Origin of the sequence: Streptomyces uncialis (genome assembly GCF_001905345.1) — a bacterium.
GTDB lineage: Bacteria > Actinomycetota > Actinomycetes > Streptomycetales > Streptomycetaceae > Streptomyces > Streptomyces uncialis.
The window spans coordinates 183071-202247 of the sequence record NZ_LFBV01000011.1 but is presented as its reverse complement, the minus strand read 5'-3'; the positions used below and the strand labels follow the sequence as shown (position 1 = coordinate 202247).

18 protein-coding genes are annotated in these 19177 nt (G+C 73.5%); 6 read left to right on the top strand and 12 right to left on the bottom strand.

What is annotated here, in order from left to right:
* Positions 1 to 90 precede the first annotated feature (90 nt).
* Positions 91 to 774, top strand: coding sequence for a uracil-DNA glycosylase (ung, locus tag AB852_RS34825; protein ID WP_073794874.1), 684 nt, complete (start codon positions 91 to 93; stop codon positions 772 to 774).
* Positions 775 to 1059: 285 nt separating this feature from the next.
* Positions 1060 to 1614, top strand: a complete 555-nt coding sequence (locus tag AB852_RS34820) for a tetratricopeptide repeat protein (RefSeq protein WP_073795128.1) — start codon at positions 1060 to 1062, stop codon at positions 1612 to 1614.
* A 137-nt stretch (positions 1615 to 1751) separates the two neighbouring features.
* Here AB852_RS34820 and AB852_RS40135 read toward each other — a convergent pair whose 3' ends face one another.
* From AB852_RS40135 to AB852_RS40320, 3 genes are all read right to left on the bottom strand, one after another.
* Complete coding sequence (locus tag AB852_RS40135; protein WP_178391198.1) at positions 1752 to 1970, bottom strand: hypothetical protein; 219 nt, start codon at positions 1968 to 1970, stop codon at positions 1752 to 1754.
* A gap of 452 nt (positions 1971 to 2422) precedes the next feature.
* The gene (locus AB852_RS34810) at positions 2423 to 2884 is read right to left on the bottom strand and encodes a DinB family protein (protein WP_073795112.1); all 462 of its coding nucleotides are present in this window, start codon (positions 2882 to 2884) and stop codon (positions 2423 to 2425) included.
* A 232-nt stretch (positions 2885 to 3116) separates the two neighbouring features.
* Positions 3117 to 3689 (bottom strand): TetR/AcrR family transcriptional regulator, encoded by a 573-nt coding sequence (locus AB852_RS40320; protein ID WP_073795097.1) that lies wholly within the window; start codon positions 3687 to 3689, stop codon positions 3117 to 3119.
* 398 nt (positions 3690 to 4087) lie between these two features.
* Between AB852_RS40320 and AB852_RS34800 the strand changes: the two genes are divergently transcribed.
* Both AB852_RS34800 and AB852_RS34795 read left to right on the top strand, forming a co-directional pair.
* The gene (locus AB852_RS34800; RefSeq protein WP_073794871.1) at positions 4088 to 5302 is read left to right on the top strand and encodes an FAD-dependent monooxygenase; all 1215 of its coding nucleotides are present in this window, start codon (positions 4088 to 4090) and stop codon (positions 5300 to 5302) included.
* Positions 5299 to 6207 carry a Gfo/Idh/MocA family protein gene (locus AB852_RS34795; RefSeq protein WP_073794868.1) on the top strand — a complete coding sequence of 303 codons (909 nt, stop codon included), beginning with the start codon at positions 5299 to 5301 and terminating at the stop codon, positions 6205 to 6207. Before AB852_RS34800 ends, AB852_RS34795 begins: the two co-directional genes overlap by 4 nt.
* Here AB852_RS34795 and lnt read toward each other — a convergent pair.
* The 9 genes from lnt to AB852_RS34755 all read right to left on the bottom strand — a co-directional run bounded on the left by lnt (position 6128) and on the right by AB852_RS34755 (position 17518).
* A complete protein-coding gene (gene lnt, locus AB852_RS34790; RefSeq protein WP_073794866.1) occupies positions 6128 to 7744 on the bottom strand; it encodes an apolipoprotein N-acyltransferase in 1617 nt (538 codons plus the stop codon). The two genes, AB852_RS34795 and lnt, sit on opposite strands and share 80 nt — an antisense overlap.
* 184 nt (positions 7745 to 7928) lie before the next feature.
* Complete coding sequence (locus AB852_RS34785; protein ID WP_073794863.1) at positions 7929 to 8414, bottom strand: nuclear transport factor 2 family protein; 486 nt, start codon at positions 8412 to 8414, stop codon at positions 7929 to 7931.
* A gap of 53 nt (positions 8415 to 8467) precedes the next feature.
* A complete protein-coding gene (locus AB852_RS40130) occupies positions 8468 to 8644 on the bottom strand; it encodes a hypothetical protein (protein WP_178391197.1) in 177 nt (58 codons plus the stop codon).
* A gap of 385 nt (positions 8645 to 9029) precedes the next feature.
* Entirely contained in the window at positions 9030 to 10028 is a 999-nt protein-coding gene (locus AB852_RS34780; RefSeq protein ID WP_073794860.1) for a HEAT repeat domain-containing protein, read from the bottom strand.
* A 6-nt stretch (positions 10029 to 10034) separates the two neighbouring features.
* Positions 10035 to 10703, bottom strand: a complete 669-nt coding sequence (locus AB852_RS34775) for a HEAT repeat domain-containing protein (protein ID WP_073794857.1) — start codon at positions 10701 to 10703, stop codon at positions 10035 to 10037.
* A gap of 139 nt (positions 10704 to 10842) precedes the next feature.
* A complete protein-coding gene (locus AB852_RS34770; RefSeq protein ID WP_073794854.1) occupies positions 10843 to 13602 on the bottom strand; it encodes an alpha/beta hydrolase in 2760 nt (919 codons plus the stop codon).
* Positions 13603 to 13918: 316 nt separating this feature from the next.
* A complete protein-coding gene (locus AB852_RS34765; protein WP_073794852.1) occupies positions 13919 to 14791 on the bottom strand; it encodes an undecaprenyl-diphosphate phosphatase in 873 nt (290 codons plus the stop codon).
* Positions 14792 to 15317: 526 nt separating this feature from the next.
* A complete protein-coding gene (locus tag AB852_RS34760) occupies positions 15318 to 16529 on the bottom strand; it encodes an FAD-dependent monooxygenase (RefSeq protein ID WP_073794849.1) in 1212 nt (403 codons plus the stop codon).
* Positions 16530 to 16789: 260 nt separating this feature from the next.
* Positions 16790 to 17518, bottom strand: coding sequence for a TVP38/TMEM64 family protein (locus AB852_RS34755; protein ID WP_073794847.1), 729 nt, complete (start codon positions 17516 to 17518; stop codon positions 16790 to 16792).
* Between the two features lie 40 nt (positions 17519 to 17558).
* Here AB852_RS34755 and AB852_RS40125 point away from each other — a divergent pair, with 40 nt between their 5' ends.
* Both AB852_RS40125 and tuf read left to right on the top strand, forming a co-directional pair.
* Positions 17559 to 17723, top strand: a complete 165-nt coding sequence (locus AB852_RS40125) for a hypothetical protein (RefSeq protein WP_178391196.1) — start codon at positions 17559 to 17561, stop codon at positions 17721 to 17723.
* 276 nt (positions 17724 to 17999) lie between these two features.
* Positions 18000 to 19169, top strand: a complete 1170-nt coding sequence (tuf, locus tag AB852_RS34750; RefSeq protein WP_073794845.1) for an elongation factor Tu — start codon at positions 18000 to 18002, stop codon at positions 19167 to 19169.
* Positions 19170 to 19177: the final 8 nt, after the last annotated feature.

Sequence of the window (19177 nt, the reverse complement as noted above, 5' to 3'; positions counted from 1 at the left end):
GTTGTCAGTGGGCGCCGGTAGGTTCTTGGGTGTGGGGGCGGCCGTGGGGGTCCAGGGCCGCCGAACGACCTTTTTCCGGAGGATGTTGACGTGACCGATACCGCCCTGCTGCCCGAGTCCTGGCGTGGCGTCCTCGGCGAGGAACTGGCGAAGCCCTACTTCGAGGAACTCACCGGGTTCGTCGAGGAGGAGCGGGGGAAGGGCCCGGTCTACCCGCCTCGCGACGAGGTGTTCGCCGCCCTGGAGGCCACCCCGTACGACCAGGTCAAGGTGCTGGTCCTGGGCCAGGACCCGTACCACGGCGAGGGTCAGGGCCACGGGCTGTGCTTCTCGGTCCGGCCCGGTGTGAAGACCCCGCCGTCGCTGCGGAACATCTACAAGGAGATGCACGCAGAGCTGGGGCATCCCGTCCCGGACAACGGATATCTGATGCCGTGGGCCCAGCAGGGGGTCCTGCTGCTCAACGCGGTGCTGACGGTCCGCTCCGGCGAGGCCAACTCCCACAAGGGCAAGGGCTGGGAGCGGTTCACCGACGCCGTCATCCACGCCGTCGCGGACCGGCCCGACCCGGCCGTCTTCGTCCTGTGGGGGAACTACGCGCAGAAGAAGCTGCCGCTGATCGACCAGGACCGGCACGTCGTGGTGAAGGGGGCGCACCCGTCGCCGCTCTCCGCGAAGAAGTTCTTCGGCTCCCGGCCGTTCACCCAGATCGACGAGGCCGTGGCCAAGCAGGGCCACACCGCGATCGACTGGCGCATCCCGAACCTGGGCTGACCCGGTCGCGGGGGGACGGCACCGGCGGCGACCTCGGTGACCCCGCGCCCCAGCGCGCAGGGGCGGCGCCCGGCGCTCGCGCGGGGGCGGGTCCGGCCGCTGCGCCGGTGGTGCCGTACCCGGCCGGTGCGGCACTGTCCGGGCTGCACTGTCCGGCCCCTCGCCGGGTGCATCGGCGGGTACGGGGCCCGCGCCTGCCCAGGAATGGCCCCGGTGACCGTTAGCGTCGTCCTCTCGGGAACGATCGCCGTACCGGCGCGATCGGCGGACCGGCGGGAGGACGCGGTGGCGGAGCGGCAGGAGGGGACAGCGGGGGACGACACCACGATGACCCGTATCGGGCAGGCCGTCATGCTGCACCACGGCGGCGACCGTGAGGAGGCCCGCGACCGTTTCCTGGCCCTGTGGGCGGAGATCGCGGACAGCGGGGACCCGTTGCACCGGTGCACCCTCGCCCACTACATGGCCGACACCCAGGACGACCCGGAGGCCGAGCTGGCCTGGGACCTGCGGGCCCTGTCCGCCGCCGAGGAACTGGCCGACGGCCGGGTGCCGCCGTACCATCTGGCGCCCGCCGCCCGCGCCTTCTACCCCTCGCTCCATCTCAATCTGGCCGCCGACTATGTGAAACTCGGCCGCACCGATGCCGCCCGCAGCCATCTGCGGCTGTCACGCGGGGCCCTGGACCAGCTCGCCGACGACGGATACGGCGACGCCCTCCGGGCCGCCATCGCCCGGCTGGGACACCGGCTGGACGGCGACCCGCCCGACGACCCCGGACCGGGCCCGCTCCGCCCGAGGAGCGACGGACCGCTGGGGCCGCCCCGCCGGGAGCAGTAGCCGCGGCGCCCCCGCATCGGGGTTCCCATTGGTCCCGACCGGCCGTCCCGTCCGGCCGTCCCGACCGGCCGGTCGACCACACGTCGACCACACGTCAACCACCCGGGTACGCCCGCGCGCAGAGCCGGGCCATCCGGTCACCGGGCTCCCAGCCCCCGTACGCGCGCCCGAGGGCGCACACATCCGTGGTGGTAGGGGTCGCCACCGGGCGCGGTGGTGAGGAGGATGGGGGCGGTACGGGCCTGGGCGGCGTCGCGGTCCTCCGCCGCGCCGAGGGGGAGGGCGCCGGGGGCGGACCGAGGGACGGTGCCGGGGCGGATCTCGTCGTCGGCGGTGCGGGGGCCGGAGGACGGCACGGGGGTGTCGTGGGGCGGGGAGCCGGGCCGACGAGTCGCAGTGCCTCCCGCGCCGGGGGCTGGACCAGTCGCGGCGGCCGGGCGCTGTCCGCGTGCGGTGCGCGGGGCGGGGCGGACGAGACACGCGGCGTGGCGGCCGGCTGCGGGCCGTCGCCCACGCTGACGCAGCCGGACAGGGTCGTGACGGCCACCGTCGCCAGCAGCGCCGCCGTCGTCTTCGTTCGATGCACCCGCGCCACGATGGCGGGCCTGCCCGGCCCGTGGCGCCCGGGGCGGGTCCGATGGCCCGCACGGGCGACGTATGTGTCGTGCGCGCCCCGCGTGCGTCCGGCGGCCACGGCGCGCGCCGATGTGCTGTGCGCCGTCTGCCGTCTGCCGTCTGCCGTCTGCCGTCTGCCGTGCGCCGATGTGCCGCGTCGATGTGCCGTGCGTCGGAGCGGTCCCGCGGTGGGTCAGTCGCCGGTGGCGCCGTCGATCCGTTCCCGCACCAGGTCCGCGTGACCGTTGTGGCGGGCGTACTCCTCGATCATATGGACGTAGATCCAGCGGAGGCTGAACGGTTCCCCGGCGCGGCTCTTGAGGGCCGAGAGGTCGTCCAGGCCGTGGAGGGCCGCGCGCTCACGCGCCTGACCGGTCTCCGCCCGCCAGGTGGCGTACGCCTCTTCCCAGGTGTCCGTGTCACCGGGGTGGAAGTCACCGTCGGGGTCGGCGTCGTCGTAGTACAGCGGGGGAGCGTCGGCACCGTCGAGGGTGCGTGCGAACCAGTGGCGTTCGACCTCGGACATATGGCGGACCAGACCCAGGAGGGTCATCCCGGACGGCGGGGCGGACGCCGTGCGCAACTGGACGTCGTCCAGCCCAGCGCATTTGCCGACCAGCGTCAGCCGGTGGAACTCCAGCCAGGACTCCAGCATCTCGCGTTCGCCCGCGGTGGTGCCGGGGGAGGTGCGGGCCGGTTCGGTGAAGGCGGTGGCGCCGGGCGTGGCGCGGGCGTTCGCGGGCGCCGAGCGGTCCTCCCCGGTGGCCGGGGCGGGTTCGGGCGTGGGATGTGAAGAGGTGGGCATGAGGGTCATCATCCCCAGCGACCTCCCCGTTCTCCAGCGAATTCCGGGTGCCGCGCCCCAGGCCCGGTCGCCGTCCGGCGGATCACCGTCGGTCGTCCGGTGGCCCCGCTCCGACCATGCCGGTCAGCAACTCCCGGAGTCCGTCGCGCAGCTGGTCCAGGGTGGGGACCTCCGCGTGATGGGAACCGGCCACGCACGCGAACATCATCCCGTCGCTCCAGGCGATCAGGGAAAGGGTGTGGCGCCGGGGGTCCGGTGAGCCCAGGGCGGTGACCAGAGCGAGCAGCGGTTCGCGGAACCGGCGTCCCGCCTCGTCGTAGCGGTGGCGCAGTTCGGGGCGGCGGGTGGCCTCCAGCGCCAGCTCGTAGCGGCAGACCAGCAGTTCCCGGTGGCCGGTCAGATAGCGGTGCAGTACGGGGGCCAGCGCGTCGGCGACCGCGTCCGGGCCGCCGGCCGGGTCCGGCAGTTCGGTGACGGCCAGCGCCCGGGCCTCACGGGTCGCGAGCCGTTCGTTCGCCGCTTCCAGCAGCGCCAGCCGGGTCCGCGCGTGGTTGGACGTGGAGCCGGGCGGCAGCCCCGCCGCCTCGTCCACCGCGCGATGGGTGAGCCCGCGCATACCCCGCTCCGCGAGCAGCGCGAGCGCGGTGTCGGCGATGAGGACGGCACGGCCGGAACCCGTCGGCGGGCCGGGCGCGGTGCCGGGCCTCGTGGCTACGGGTCCGGTGTCGGCGGGACGCGCGGCGACGGGTTCCGCAGATACGGGCTTGCCGGGTACGGGTTCGGCGTCGGCGGGATTCGTGGTGACAGGTTCCGCGCGGACGGGCTTGCCGGGGGCGGGTCCGGTGTCGGCGGGATTCGTGGCGGGCGGGGGAGCGGACGGGGTGCCGGTGGAGGCGGCGGACGGGGCGTCGGCGGGACTCGCCGGGGGCGGCGGAGCCGGCGGGGTGCCGGTGGGGGTGCTGGGGTCGGGCATGGCCGACAATCTACCGCCCCAACTACAGCTGTAGTACGGTCACGGAAGCGCTCACTACACCTGTAGTCCCTGGAGGGGTCATGACCGGTCGGCACGCCGTCGTCATCGGAAGCGGTATCGGCGGACTGACCGCCGCGGTCGCCCTGCACCGGCGCGGCTGGCGGGTCACCGTGCTGGAACGCGCCCCGTCCGTCGACCCCGTCGGCGCGGGGATCGGCCTGGCGCCCAACGCCCAACGGGCCCTGGACACCATCGGGCTCGGCGACGACATCCGCGCGCTCGCCGCCTGGCAGGGCGCGGGCGGGATGCGGACCCCCTCCGGCCGCTGGGTGGCCAGGCTGGACGCCGCTGCCGCCGCCGAACGCTTCGGCGGTCCGCTCGTCCTCCTCCACCGCGCCACCCTCGTGGACCGCATCGCCTCCCGGCTGCCCACCGGAACGATCCGTACCGGCACGCCCGCCGAACTCGTCGACCCCGGTGTCCCGGGCGGGGCGCCGGCCGTGGTCGGCACCCCCGGCGGGGAACTGCGGGCCGACCTGGTCGTCGGGGCGGACGGCATCCACTCCGCCGTCCGGCGCGTCCTCTTCCCCCGCCACCCGGGACCCCGGTATGCGGGCCTCACCGCCTGGCGGTTCGTCGCCCCTGCCCCCGAACTGCCCTTCGCACCGCACGAGACCTGGGGACGCGGCACCCTGTGGGGCTCCCATCCGATGAAGGACGGCCGTGTCTACGCCTACGCGGCGGCCCGGGCCCCCGAAGGGGCATACGCGCCGGACGAGCACGCGGAGTTGCTGCGCCGCTTCGGTGACTGGCACCACCCTGTCCCCGCGCTGCTCGACGCGGCGGCCGGTCTTCCCGTCCTGCGCCACGACGTCCACCACATGACGACCCCGCTGCCCGCGTTCCACCGGGGCCGGACCGTCCTGCTCGGCGACGCGGCGCACGCGATGGCGCCCACCCTCGCCCAGGGCGGCAACCAGGCGGTCGAGGACGGGGTGGTCCTCGCCTTCCACGCCGCGCCGGACGCCGATCCGGGCGCCGCGCTCGCCGCCTACACCGCAGACCGGCTCCCCCGCACCACCGCCGTCGTCCGCAGGGCCGCCCGGGTCGCCGCACTGGTCTCCCTCGACGGGCGGGCCGCCGTCGCCCTGCGCACCGGCCTGATGAGCGTGACCGCGCGGCTGATGCCGGGCGCGGTGCTGCGCGGCTTCGACGGGATCGCCGACTGGCGTCCACCACGGCACACGTATGCTGCCGGGGCACAGGACAACCCCCAGCACAGGAGACACATGTGAAGGTCGGCTGCATCGGACTCGGTGACATCGCACAGAAGGCGTATCTGCCGGTTCTCACCGTCCAGCCGGATGTGGAACTGCACCTTCAGACCCGCAACCCCGAGACCCTCCAGCGGCTCGCGGCGATCCACCACATCCCCGCGGCCCACTGCCACACCGACCTCGACGGGCTGCTCGCCCAGGGCATCGACGCGGCCTTCGTCCACGCCGCCACCCCCGCCCACCCGGCGATCGTCAGCAGGCTGATCGAGGCCGGTGTCCCGACCTATGTCGACAAGCCGCTCGCCTACGCGTACGCCGAGTCCGAGCGGCTGGTGCGTCTCGCGGAGGAGCACGGGGTCGCTCTCGCCGTCGGTTTCAACCGCCGTCACGCGCCGGGCTACGCGCAGTGCCTGGAGCGTCCGCGCGACCTGATCGTCATGCAGAAGAACCGGGTCGGCCAGCCGGAGGACCCGAGGACGTTCGTCCTGGACGACTTCATCCATGTCGTCGACACCCTGCGCTTCCTCGCCCCCGGCACCATCGACCACTTCGGCGTACGGGCCAGGACCGAGGGCGGGCTGCTCCACCATGTGGTGCTCCAGCTCGCGGGCGACGGCTTCACCGCCCTCGGGGTGATGAACCGGCTCAGCGGCTCCACCGAGGAGATCCTGGAGGTCGCGGGCCAGGACACCAAGCGTCAGGTACTCAACCTCGCCGATGTGGTCGACCACCAGGGCCAGCCCAGTGTGCGACGGCGCGGGGACTGGGTGCCGGTGGCCCGCCAGCGCGGCATCGAGCAGGTGGTGACGGCGTTCCTCGACGACGTCCGCGCCGGACGGACCATCAGCGCGCGGGACGCGCTGGCGACCCATGAACTGTGCGAGCGGGTGGTCCTGGCGGTCGAGGAGCAGATCGCCGGCTGACCCGGCGGGCCGCGGCGCCCGCGCCGTGGCCGCCGAGCACGAGCAGCGCCGCGACGACGGGCCAGTCACCGAACCGCGCGTACGGGGTGGTGCCCGTCGCCAGCGGGACGTCGTACACCTGGGCCGCGCCGGCGTCCGTACCGAGCCATGGCCCGGCCCGCGCACCGTCCGGCCCGTACACCGCCGAGACACCCGTCAGCGTCGCGTGCACCACGGGACGGCCGCTCTCCGCCGCGCGCAGCGCCGCCAGGGACGCGTGCTGCGGCGGCGCCCAGCTCTCCTGGAACGACGAGGTCGCCGACTGGGCCACGAGCAGCCCGGCGCCGCTTCGGGTGAGTCGGCGGCCCATGTCGGGGAACGCCGACTCGAAGCAGACCAGCGGACCGATCCGGAGCCCGCCGCGGACCTCCATCACCACCTGCCGGGTGCCCCGGACCCGGTCCTCCCCGGCCGCCTTGCCCACGGAGGTGGCCCAGCCCAGCAGGGAACGCGCCGGTACGTACTCACCGAACGGCACCAGCCGCATCTTGTCGTAGCGCTCACCCGTGGGGCCGTCCGGGCCGACCAGCACGGAACTCTTGCGGATGCCCGCCTCCGTACCGCCGGCGTCGGCGCTGCCGCGGGCGTCGACGTTCACCAGGACGTCCGCCCCCACCCGGCGGGACAGCGCGGCGATCCGGTCCGCGAGGTCCGGACGGCCGGTCAGATCGTGGCCCACACTGCTCTCGCCCCAGACGACCAGGTCGACGCCCTGTCCGGCCAGGGTCCCGGTGAGCTGTTCCGCGCGGGCGAACCGGGCGTCCGCCCCGCTGATCACCCCCGGCTGCACCACGGCCACCCGCGCTTCGCCGGAGCTCTGCGCGCGCGGCGCCCAGACCCAGGCGCCCGAGGTGAGCGCGACGACCCCCACCAGACCGGCCACGGCCGGGGTACGGGCGTCCCGCGCGCACCACAGCAGGGCGACGGCGGTGTTCACGGCGACCACGCACAGGCTCACCAGCCACACCCCGCCCAGCGAGGCCAGCCGCAGCGCGGGCGGCACCTGCCATTGGCTGGAGCCCAGCAGCCCCCACGGCCCGCCGAGCGCCTGCCAGGACCGCACCAGTTCGACCATGAGCCACGCCGACGGCAGGACGAGCAGCGCCGCCAGGGCACGCGCCCCGCCGGGGCGTCCGCCCAGCAGCCGCCGTACCAGCACTCCCCACGGCACCCACAGCAGACCGAGCAGGCCCGCGATCACCACGGTGAACACATGAAGGCTCGGCAGCAGCCAGTGATGCACCGCCAGCATGAAACCGAGCCCCCCGCACCAGCCGTCCCACCCGGCGCGGCGGGCCGTGGGCGCGCCGCGCACCAGCAGCATCCACGGTACGAGGGCCACCGGGGCGAGCCACCACAGGGACGGCGCCGGGAAGGCCAGCGCGGGCAGGGCGCCCGCGAGTGCCGCCAGGGCGGAGCGCGACCACGGGCCGTCGAGCAGGCGCCCCGCGCGTTCACGCGGGGCGCGCCACCGCTCCTGGCCGAAGAATCCGTCCATGAGGGCGCCTTTCCGGGGTCGCCGGTGCCGTCGTCGGTCCTGTGCGTCCAGTGTGTGCGCTCGGCCCGCACCCGGCAGGCGCATCGCCGCGCGCGCGGGGGTGCGCTACCACGTGCCCGGGGTTCACGACCCGTGCGCGGGCGTGCATGACAGATCTACGGGGGTCACGACAGATCCGTGGGGGTCACGGTCCGTCCGTGGGGTCCTCCGGCTCGCGGACACGCCGCCACTTCTCCTGGACGACCACCGCGTGCAGCCGCCAGCCGTCGCGGGTGCGGCTCAGGGCGAAGCTGTAGCGGCCGCCGCACACGAAGTCCGGGGCGGTGGCCGCCGCGTCGCCCCCGGCCAGCCGCATCGGGTTCACGTAGTCGGCCTCCACCCGCGCGGTGTCGCCGTCGTCGTGCTCAAGGACGCCGAAACGCAGTCTGCGGTTGACGATGAGGTGCTGGCGTACGGCGAACCGTGCCAGGTTGTCGGCTAGCCACGTGGCGGTCTGCGCGGCGCTGCCCTCGATGCCTCCGGCCGAGCGGTGGTCGATCCGGCCGTCAGGGGTGAAGAGTTCCTGGTAGAGCGCCCAGTCGGCGTCGTCGACGGCATGGGCGTATTCGGTGATGAGGGCGTCGATGGCGAGGCGGTCCATCACGGTAGCGAGTTCTACGCGCTGCGTCATTGGATCAGTGTTGGTGAACCGGGCCTCCGCGCCAAGGGGCAAGAGCCCCTCGGCTACCAGCTTCTGATCTCACCCCGGACAGCGGCGGCCCATTCGGTGACGAGGGCCTCGTAGGTGCGCCGCTCCTCGACCGTCAGACGACCACCGGTCCGAAGCCAAAGGTCGCGGATCTGTTCGTTCAGCGACTCGGCGGAACGCACGCAACCGGAGTGCTCTTGGATGCGGGACATGACACGAAGCTTAGGCGCTCGTTCTGACGATCCGCTACGCCTTGCCTACAGATCATCACTGTACGCGAGGTGCTGCGGAGCGCTTGCGGGGGTGAACCTGCTGGTCAGCAGGGGTTACCGCCGGTTGGCGGGGCGTCAGGTCCCGACGAAGGCTGTGAGGGAACTCTCTCTTTCGAGGCCAATTCGTGAGGTCCGAGGGGGTTTTGTGCGCGCCCGCACGAGGTAGGCGAAGGGTCTTGCCGCCGTCCGCGGACACCGTCGCACACCGTCCGGCGCCCGCCGCGCCCCGCCGGACGCCGTCCGGCGCGCGGCCGTTGCCCGTCCCTCGTTGCCCCGTCGGCGCGGTCGAGGCACCCCGCACGCCGTCCCCGGGAGAGATCCGTCCTCAAGCGTCGCGCTTCCGCAGGACGTACGCGGCGGTGAGCGAGACCGCGCGGTCCTCGTCGTGCGACAGTTCCACCAGGGCACGGGACGCCGTGGCTCCCGGGATGTCCGCGAGCGCCTGCGCCAGCCGCCGACGCGCGGAGGGTCCGGCGCCCTCGTGCGCGAGGCGGTCGACGAGCCCGGCGGCGATCCGGTCCGCCGACCCGGGACGGCTCGCCAGCGCGCCCAGCGCGTCGGCCGCCTCGACGTCGTTGGTCCCCTCGGCGACCATGGCGATGAGCGTCGGGACCGCGTCGGTCGCCCCCCGGGCCCCGAGTGCCAGAGCCGCGTACCCGCGGACCGCCATGTCGGGATGGGCGAGGGCGTCCCGCAGCAGCGCGGTCGCCTCGTCGTCCGGGATCTCGGTGAGGGACCGGACGGCACGCAGCCGCACCTCGGCCACCGGTGAGCCGAGGCCCTCCGCCAGCAGCGCCCCGCCGCCGTCCGATCGTGCCAGAGCCCATCGGAGGGCTCCGGCGACGTTCGGGTCCGACTCGGTCAGCACCGCCTCGACCAGTGCCTCCACCGGCACCGGGACCTCGTCGGAGGAGGACAGGGCCGCCCTCTGACGGGTGCCGGGGCTCTCCGAACCCAGCGCCTGGAGAAGCGCGACGACCTGGAGGACGTCCTGCCAGCCACCGGGCTCCGCGGCCCCGATCCGGCGCAGCCGGGTCAGCAGTTCCGTCTCACGGGCGATACGGTCCCGGGTCCGGTGGACGAGATCGTCCACGAGCGCGGAGGGCGCGAAGCCGGGATCGTCGAGCGCCTGCCCGACCTCGCGCAGCGACAGCCCCAGGGACCGCAGGCTCTCGACGTGGAAGATCCGCCGGATGTCCTCGCCGGAGTACTCGCGGTACCCGGCGCCGCTACGACCCGCCGGCCGCACCAGCCCGAGCGAGTCGTAGTGCCTGAGCATGCGGGCGCTGACCCCTGACCGCCGGGCCACCTCACCGATCAGCACCGGCTCTCAGCCTTCCTGACCGGCCGCGCCCAGGGCCACGACGCGCTTCGCCTCTTCGACCGCGGACTCGAACCCGGCGTCCGGATCGCGCAACAGCCGTTCCGTGGCGACCGCGTGCGCGCGCACCCCGGGGTCGGGAGCCGTCGCCGCGGCGCGCAGGAGCGGCACGATCACCTCACCGAGCGCGGTCAGCGCCCGGCTGAGGCTCAGCCGCATGTCACGTCCGCCGCGCCCGAGCCGCGCCGTCAGCGCCGTCGCGAGCCCCGCTTCCTCGCCCTCGGGTACGAGCGCGACCGCCGCCCGCCAGGCGCTCCGGGCCACCTCGTCGTCGGCGTCGGACAGCAGCGCCGGTGTGATCGCCGGCCACGCCGACCGGTCCCCGATCTTGGACAGCGTGTGCAGCGCCTGGCTCCGTGCCTGCGCGCGCTCCGAACGGACCTCTTCGAGCAGCGCCGGGACCGTCGTGGACGCCGGATGGCGGGTGAGCGCCCACGTCAGTGCCTCGCGCACCTGGAAATCGGGTTCGACCGCGCATCGTGCGACGAGCGTGCCGACGAACCGCGGGTCAGGGCTCGTACCGACCGCCAGCGTCACCCTCAGCCGCACCGACGGGCGGCTGTCCTCCAGTCCCCGAAGAACTCGGATCGTCTCCGCGTCCTGTTGCGGCACGGTCATCGGAACCACCTCCTCGACACAGTGAAGACCTTGTCACCGTGTCAAGGTCAACGGCACGGCGACGCCATCGGGCACGCCGAGCGTGGGCACGCCGAGCGGGGAACGGGGAACGGGGAACGGGGAACGCGGGCCCAGGGCGTCAGCGCAGGGGCGCGTCCGTGACCTTGCCCGTGAGGTGCGGGCCCTCCAGCCACTCGTACCCCTTCAGACAGAACATCCGCATCCGCAGCGACTCCTCCGGTTCGGCCGGTGTGTCGGTGATCGTGGGTACGGACACCTCGGTGCTCGTCACGCCCGCCGGGAGGCCGAGCCAGAGGGAGGGGCTGTCCGTGGACAGGGGCCGTTCCGGGTCGGCGGTCAGGCCGAGGCCGGAGAGCCATTCCTTGTCGACGTCCGTCGTGGACAGTTCCGTACCCTCGTCCACCGGCAGGAGGTCGAACCGGCTGTCGATGACCGTGTCGGCGGGCTGGGACAGCTCCACCCTCCAGGTGAGCTTCCGGCCCTCGGTGACCGAGTCGGCGACCGGGGTCACAGTGACCGTGGGCATCGGATCGTCGTTCTCGACGAGCAGTCCCCCGGAGGCGCTGCCGACCACCGCGCCGCGCACGGCCTTGGCCGCGATCTCATGGTTGACGTCGAGGGCGTAGCGGGGGTTGCCCGCCACCGTGATCGATGTCTCCGGGGAGTCGGCGGCCTTCACCGTCACGGTGCGGATCGTGGACCCGCCGGTCCTCGGATCGAGAACGGCGAGCTTGATCACGCCGGTGCCCTTCCCGGTGACCCGGACGGGCACACGGTAGGTGAGGCTGCCGGAGTCACCCTCCTTGACCGTCAGCCGGCCGATGTCGACACGCGGAAGGGGGACGGGGGCCACCGCCGGGGTGCCGGGACGCCAGCCCCAGGCGTCCATCAGCCAGAACTCGCCGGAGCCGCCGCGCGGGGTGAGCTCCAGCGACCGTGTCCGCTTGAGGTCGATCCCGGCGCCTACGGCCGCCTTCAGCGGCACCCGGACCTCTCGCGCCCAGTGTCCGGGTGTCAGACCGCCGCCGGGAACGCCGTCGACGGTGACCTGACCGAGCCTCACCCGCCGGCCGGAGGTGTCGCTGAGGGCGACGTCGAGCCGGGTGCCCCGGGTGTTCGGCGGCACGATCACCCGCAGGGCGAGCGACTCGGAGCCCGCCAGTGAGAAGGCGCGCTCCGGTGTCAGCCGGACCGGGGTACCCGGCCGGGTCCAGCGGGCCGTGACCGCGCCTCGGCCCGGTTCGTCACCGAAGACCGACCAGGACGCGAAATGCGGCGACCCGCCGGACCCGGAACCCGTCAAACAGGCTTCGGCGGTGTCCGTCGTGATCTGCCGGCACACCCGCCCGTTCGCCACCGGGAGCGGGGCGTCGGGCGTGATCGCCGGGGTGCGGTTCCCGCCGACCGCGTGGGTCAGCACCTGGACGGGTCCGGCCGAGGGCGCGCTCCGGCCGGAGCCGTCGAGCAGCGGGCGGACCCGGTCGTCCCCCGCGAGGAAGAGCCGCGCCGCGGCGGCGATGTACGTGGTGCCCGCGGCCTGCTGCCGCTCGGCGCTCAGCCGGGTCGGGGCCCCCGTGGAACAGACCGGATCGGTGTCGTCCCAGACATCGTCGAAGGCCGGGACCTCGGACCGGCCGGGCGTCCACTCCGTGTTGAAGTAGTTGTGGTTGGCGCCGACCATGTACACCGCGCTGTGCAGTGCCGTAACCCGGCCGATACCCCGGGTGCCGTCGACGTAGAGCTGTCCCTGGAGGTCGCTCACATCACCGTCGCAGCCCGGCAGGACGGTCATGGAGGGCACGTCCGGCGTGGGGTTCTGGCCGAAGTTGGTGGGGCCGATCAGTACGGTGCCGCGGATGCGCCAGTTCACCGGCCCCTGGTAGCCGTCCTCGGCGGGCGGCGGCGGGGAGACGCTGTCGAGGGCCGCCCGGTTGACGCCCTCGCCGCCCCGGGAGTGGCCGACGAGCAGGACCTTGGAGAGGTCGGCGGGCTTCGTCGCGCGTACGGCCGCGGGGGCCTCGGCGGGGTTCGCGCCCCACTCCGCCCAGCGGGCGAGATGCTGACGCACCAGGGAGGAGCGGGCCTGCGCCCCGAGGTCGGCCGCGCGGTAGTCCTGCGCGTTGACGCCGTTCGCGGAGACGGAGACCGTCACATACCCCTGGGACGCCAGCCGCCGCTGGTCGTGCAGATGGCCGCGGTAGCTCGGGACCTCCTGGTGACCCGGCTTGCACGGCCAGCCGAAGGCGGCGCTGCTCTCGCCCGGCTTGTAGCAGGTGGCGGTGCGGCCGTGGAGGAAGAGCGCGAGCGGTCGCTTGCCCGGCGCGTCCGTCGGACCGACGACCGTGGCACGCATCTCCACCGGCTCGGCGTAGCCCGGCAGCCGCACCGCCTTCAGCTCGTACTCACCGCTGGTGGTGCGGTACTTCCCCGCGGTACCGGGGTCGACCGCGTTCGCGGGGAACGGCGCCGGGGGCTTCGCCGGGGCGGGCGAACGCCGTTGCGCGGACGGCCGGTCGGCGCCCGCGGCGTCCAGCCGCCGTGAACCGGCGACCGCCTGGAGTTCGCTCACCGGTCCGGTCCGCACCCCGTCGAGGCGGAGCCGGAAGGTGCGGTGGTCGGGGGAGGGCATCGGGACACCGAGGGTCCGCCCACCCGACCGGAACTCGACCCGGGCACCGCCCGTGCCCACCGGCTCCGGCGAGCTCCAGACCAGTTCCCCGCCCTGGAATCGCCACCCTTCCGGCAGCCGCTCGGCGGAGGCTCCCGGAGGGGCGCCGGGTATGGACTCGGTGGGCGGCTGCGCCTGCCCCGGCGGCGTACCCGCCGCGAGCGCCAGGACCGCCAAGGCGGCCGTCAGCGCGCGTGAGACCTGTCTCACGGTGGTGTCTCCTCGTTCTCGTCGTGCTTCGGTGCCCCAGGAACCCCAGGGGCACCCCCCGCACCGAGGAGATGCCGAGGTGCCGTCATCGGTTGTCCGGCCCCGCGTGCCCTGACAGGAGTCGGACACGAGGCTGACAGGTCCCACACAGGTGGCGACCACCGCCGATGTCAGTGGTCGCCCCTAGGCTGTCGGCAACATCAGTCCATGCTGGCTGCGTGAGCTGAGAGGTCCCGTCCCGGCTGGACAGCGCCTCCGGGACGGGACCGGCATTCCCGCCACCGCGCCTCCGCGCGTCCCGGCCGGGGCCGCCCGCTCAGTGCCCCGACTCGCCCGCGTGCGGGCTGAGCACACCCGCTCCCACCAGGATGAACAGCACGATGCCCAGGGTGATCCGGTAGTAGACGAACGGCATGAAGCTCTGGGTAGTGATGAAACGCATGAACCACGCGATGACCGCATATCCGACAACGAAGGCGATAAGGGTCGCGAACACCAGTGGCCCCCAGGACACATGACCCTCGCCCGCGTCCTTCAGCTCGTAGGCCCCCGAGGCGAGGACCGCCGGGATGGCCAGCAGGAACGAGTAACGCGCCGCCGACTCACGGGTGTAGCCCATCAGCAGTCCGCCGCTGATCGTCGCGCCGGACCGGGACACCCCGGGGATCAGTGCCAGGGCCTGGCAGAAGCCGAAGATCAGACCGTCCCTGACGCCGAGTTCCCGGAGCGTCTTGCGGGGCCGGGCCGCCCGGTGCTTGCCGCCGCTCTCGTCCCGTGCCGCCAGCCGGTCCGCGACACCGAGGATCACACCCATGACGATCAGGGTGGTCGCGATCAGCCGCAGATCGCGGAACGGCCCCTCGATCTGGTCCTTGAGGGTGACCCCCAGCACCCCGATGGGCAGCGAGCCGATGATGACCAGCCAGCCCATCTGGGCGTCATGGTCGCCGCGCATCGACTTGTCCGTCAGCGACCTGAACCACGCCCGTACGATCCGGGTGATGTCCTCCCGGAAGTAGATCAGCACCGCGGTCTCCGTACCGATCTGGGTGATCGCGGTGAACGCGGCCCCCGGGTCCTGCCAGCCGGCGAACGCGGCGGTCAGCCGCAGATGCGCGCTGGAGGAGATGGGGAGGAACTCGGTCAGCCCCTGGACGAGTCCGAGGACGAAGGCTTCGAACCAAGACATGAAGTAACGGAATCCCGTGCTGATCGGTGCCTGGTCGCGGGACGCGCGAACCGGAGACGGAGACGGACGATGGTGGACCGGAGCCGGAGCCGGAGCCGGAGCCGGAGCCGGAGCCGGACGGTCCGGGGAGTGGCGGGGCGGGAGCGGTGGCCCGCGTGTGCGCGGGCTCATCCGGGTGACTGGGTGACTGGGTGACGACGTGGGAACGCTAGGGTCCCCGGGTGAACGGCGGCCCTCCGGAGGCTGACGCGGGGCCGTACGGGACACGAGCGCGCGCGTACCGGTGTCCGTACCCTCGCGGGACCACCCTGGCCGCCTGCCGCCTGCCGCCTGCCGCCTGCCGCCTGCCGCCTGGGCCCGACCGCCGTCGAGGAGGACCGTCGGCCGGTCCGCCCGCGTACGGCCCGCACGCGTCACCTCCGTACGCCCCGCCCAGGTCCATCGCCGCCCGGTTCCCGACCAGGTCCGTTTCCGACCGGGCCGCTCCCATCCGGGTCCGGCGCCGCCCCGGGTCCGGCCCGGGGCCTCAGCGTGGCCGGGACCGCGCGTGCAGGGTCCGGGCGACCCGGGGTCCCAGCCACCGCTTGAACCGGCGTGCCGACTCCAGCCGCCCCGCCGCGCGGTCGAGCCGGTAGTACAGCCCCGGCGGTACATGCGGCAGCAGCGGCGAGTGCCGCTGGCCGAGCAGCGCGAACATCCGCTCGGGCGGCAGCCGCATGTAGCGCGGCAGGTTCTCGTACCACTCGGCGCTGTAGCGCGCCGCGCTCTGCGCGGACAGCAGGGCGGACCGCCGCTCCCGCTCGTAGCGCGCCAGCGCGGGCCGCAGCTCGGGCGAGCCCCGCAGTGCGGCGGCCAGCGCCATCGCGTCCTCCAGCGCCAGGGTCGTGCCCGCGCCGATGGAGTAGTGCGTGGTGTGGGCGGCGTCCCCCAGCAGCACGAGGTTGTCCCGGTACCAGGCCCGGTTGGTGACCGTGCGGAACGTCAGCCACTGGGCGGTGCCGTCCCGCTGCTCCCGGCCGATCAGCCCGTGCCCGTCCAGCACGTCCGCGAACAGCTTCTCCAGGGTGTTGAGCCCCTCCGCCTCGTCGGCGCGGTCCAGACCGAGGCCGCGCCAGGTCGCGGGGGAGCACTCGACGACACAGGTGCTCCGGCCGGCGTCGAAGGGGTAGCCGTACGCCCAGATCCAGCCGTGCTCCGTCGGCACGAACGCGAAGGTGAACGACGGGAAGACCTTCGTCGTGCCGAGCCAGGCGTAGACGTTGCGTCCGGCGGTGACCTCGGTACCGAAGTGGTCCTGGTGGCGGTCGCGCAGGACACTGTTCACCCCGTCCCCGGCCACCACGAGATCGGCCGGGGGCGGCTCGCCGACCTCGTCCTCGAACACCACCCGCACCCCCAGCGCACGCGCGCGTTCGGTGAGCAGTCCGAGCATGGTCCGGCGGCCGATCCCGAACCCCTCGTCACCGGGCTGGACGGTCGTGAAGTCCCCGACACGCGCCACCCCCTGGTGCCAGCTGACGGAGTGTTCGGCGATGGCCCGCGCGGACTCGGGGTCCCCGGCCCGCAGCCGCTCCAGCAGCGCGCTCCAGTAGGTGACGCCCCAGCCGTACGTCGATCCGGCCGGGTTCCGTTCGTGGACGGTGATGTCATGCGACGGGTCCTGCCGCTTCATCAGGATCGAGAAGTACAGTCCGGCGGGCCCGCCGCCGACGCAGGCGACCTTCACACGCGCTCCCATGAGTGACACAAGGTGAATGATGGGCAACGCAGAGTAGCAGTAGGCGGGTGTGGCCGAACGGCTCCCCCGCGCGCGGAGAGAGCCTGCCGATCAGAAGCCGGGGAACCGCGCGAGCGTGAGCCGCAGAAGCGTGCTGGGTGCGAGCCGGGGAACCTTGCTGAGCGTGAACCGGAGAAGTGCGCCGAGAGTGAGTCGGGGACCGCGCGAGCGTGAACCGGGAGGTGCGCCGAGAGTGGGTCGGGGACCGTGCTGAGCGCGGGTCAGCAGTCGCGCAGTTGATGCCGCTTGCGCCAGGCGACCACCGCGCCCGCCAGCCCGGACAGCGCGATGAACCCCATCGCGATCAGGAATCCCGGCGAGGTCGGGGTCTGCGCGCGGTCACCCGCGATCACATACGCGGCCGTGTTCGGGACCGTTCCCAGCGCCGTCGCGAGCAGGAACGGCGTCCACCCCATCCGGGACACCGAAGCGCAGTAGTTCGCCGCGACGAACGGCACTCCCGGGAACAGCCGCACCGCCAGCATCGAACGGAAGCCGTGCCTGCTGAGCTGTCCGTCGGCCGCCGTCAGCCAACGGCCCCGGAGCAGCGGACGCAACGCGTCCTGCCCCAGCACCCGGCCCAGCCCGAACGACATCCCCGCGCCCAGCACCGTGCCCGCCACCGCGGCGGCCAGCCCGAACTGCGAGCCCAGCAGCGCGCCGGCCGCGAGGTTCAGCAGCGGACGCGGCACGAACGCCACCGTGCACAGCCCGTACGCCACCGCGAAGGCCGTCGCCGCGGCGACACCGCCGAGTTGTGGTGGCCAGCCGTCGGCGAGCACCTTCTGCGGCTCGAACAGCAGCATCGCCGTCGCCGCGCCCGCCAGCAGGACCACCAGCAGGGAGAGCCGCGACCAGGGTGACAACAGGACGCCCGACCACCGCGCGGCGGCACTCTTCGGCGCTGCGCCGCCGACCGGCGCGGGAGGGAGAACCGTGGTGTCGAGCATCCGGGGAGATTAACCGACACCCGCATATGATCGCCGTAGGGTGCATGCGATCGCGGTCCTCGCACCGGGCGTGAGCTGCGGGAATCCGCCGAGTGAGGTTGCCGACACCGCCGCCGGACCGCCCTTCGCCCCCTTCGCCCCCCTCGCCGCCCTCCGCCCCGCCCCCTTCCTGGTCGTCCTCCCGGGCCGGCACGGCGTCGGGTGAAGGTAAATCACTCGACGCCCGCGGCCCGTTCGGCGAGTATCTAGCCATGTTCCGGCACGCCTTCCTCCTCGCAGCATCCGCAGCAGCGGATGCCCGGAAGGCTGCCGTCCACGTCCTGCTCGCAAGCGTCGACGGCGCTCGAAGCTGACCCTCCCCGGATCGTCCGGCGGACCCCTCAGGGGGAGGGTCGGAAGGGCTGAGGGGTCCGAAGGTCCGGCAGCCGTGCTCCCGGACCTCACACGCTTCACCTCCTGACGCGAGACGCGAGGAATCCCCATGTCCAAGACGGCATACGTGCGCACCAAGCCGCATCTCAACATCGGCACCATGGGCCATGTCGACCACGGCAAGACCACCCTGACCGCCGCGATCACCAAGGTGCTCGCCGAGCGCGGCAGCGGCACCTACGTCCCCTTCGACCGGATCGACCGGGCGCCGGAGGAGGCCGCGCGCGGTATCACCATCAACATCGCGCACGTCGAGTACGAGACCGACACCCGCCACTACGCCCATGTCGACATGCCCGGCCACGCCGACTACATCAAGAACATGGTCACGGGTGCCGCGCAGCTCGACGGCGCGATCCTGGTCGTCTCCGCGCTCGACGGGATCATGCCGCAGACCGCCGAGCACGTCCTGCTGGCCCGTCAGGTCGGCGTCGACCACATCGTCGTCGCCGTCAACAAGGCGGACGCGGGCGACGAGGAGCTGACCGACCTCGTGGAGCTGGAGGTACGGGAACTGCTCTCCGCGCACGGGTACGGCGGGGACACCGTGCCCGTCGTCCGGGTCTCCGGGCTGCGCGCGCTGGAGGGCGACCCCCGGTGGACGGAGTCGATCGGCGCGCTGCTCGACGCCGTGGACACGTATGTGCCGCTGCCCGAGCGGTACATCGACGCGCCGTTCCTGCTCCCCGTCGAGAACGTGCTCACCATCACCGGCCGCGGCACCGTCGTGACCGGTGCGGTGGAGCGCGGCACGGTACGGGTCGGGGACCGCGTCGAGGTGCTGGGCGCCGGTCTGGAATCGGTGGTCACCGGGGTGGAGACCTTCGGCAAGCCGATGGACGAGGCGCAGGCCGGGGACAATGTCGCGCTGCTGCTGCGCGGGGTGGCGAGGGACGCGGTGCGCCGCGGGCACCTCGTCGCGGCGCCCGGCAGTCTGGCCCCCAGCAGCCGTTTCACCGCCCAGGTGTATGTGCTGTCGGCCGCCGAGGGCGGCCGGACCACCCCGGTCACCACCGGGTACCGGCCGCAGTTCTACATCCGCACCGCGGATGTCGTCGGGGACATCGACCTCGGCGAGGCGGCCGTGGCCCGGCCCGGCGACACCGTCACGGTGACGGTCGAGCTCGGCCGGGAGGTGCCGCTGGAGCCGGGGCTCGGCTTCGCGATCCGGGAGGGCGGCCGGACGGTCGGCGCGGGGACGGTGACCCGGGTCGGCTGACCCACCGG

Bases quoted from the DNA above. Each gene is read 5' to 3' on its own strand.
- AB852_RS34755 (WP_073794847.1), bottom strand. From the start codon at position 17,518: ATGCTCGACACCACGGTTCTCCCTCCCGCGCCGGTCGGCGGCGCAGCG.
- tuf (WP_073794845.1), top strand. From the start codon at position 18,000: ATGTCCAAGACGGCATACGTGCGCACCAAGCCGCATCTCAACATCGGC.
- AB852_RS34810 (WP_073795112.1), bottom strand. From the start codon at position 2,884: ATGCTGGAGTCCTGGCTGGAGTTCCACCGGCTGACGCTGGTCGGCAAA.
- AB852_RS34760 (WP_073794849.1), bottom strand. From the start codon at position 16,529: ATGGGAGCGCGTGTGAAGGTCGCCTGCGTCGGCGGCGGGCCCGCCGGA.
- AB852_RS34765 (WP_073794852.1), bottom strand. From the start codon at position 14,791: ATGTCTTGGTTCGAAGCCTTCGTCCTCGGACTCGTCCAGGGGCTGACC.
- AB852_RS40130 (WP_178391197.1), bottom strand. From the start codon at position 8,644: ATGTCCCGCATCCAAGAGCACTCCGGTTGCGTGCGTTCCGCCGAGTCG.
- AB852_RS34800 (WP_073794871.1), top strand. From the start codon at position 4,088: ATGACCGGTCGGCACGCCGTCGTCATCGGAAGCGGTATCGGCGGACTG.
- AB852_RS34775 (WP_073794857.1), bottom strand. From the start codon at position 10,703: ATGACCGTGCCGCAACAGGACGCGGAGACGATCCGAGTTCTTCGGGGA.
- lnt (WP_073794866.1), bottom strand. From the start codon at position 7,744: ATGGACGGATTCTTCGGCCAGGAGCGGTGGCGCGCCCCGCGTGAACGC.
- AB852_RS34785 (WP_073794863.1), bottom strand. From the start codon at position 8,414: ATGACGCAGCGCGTAGAACTCGCTACCGTGATGGACCGCCTCGCCATC.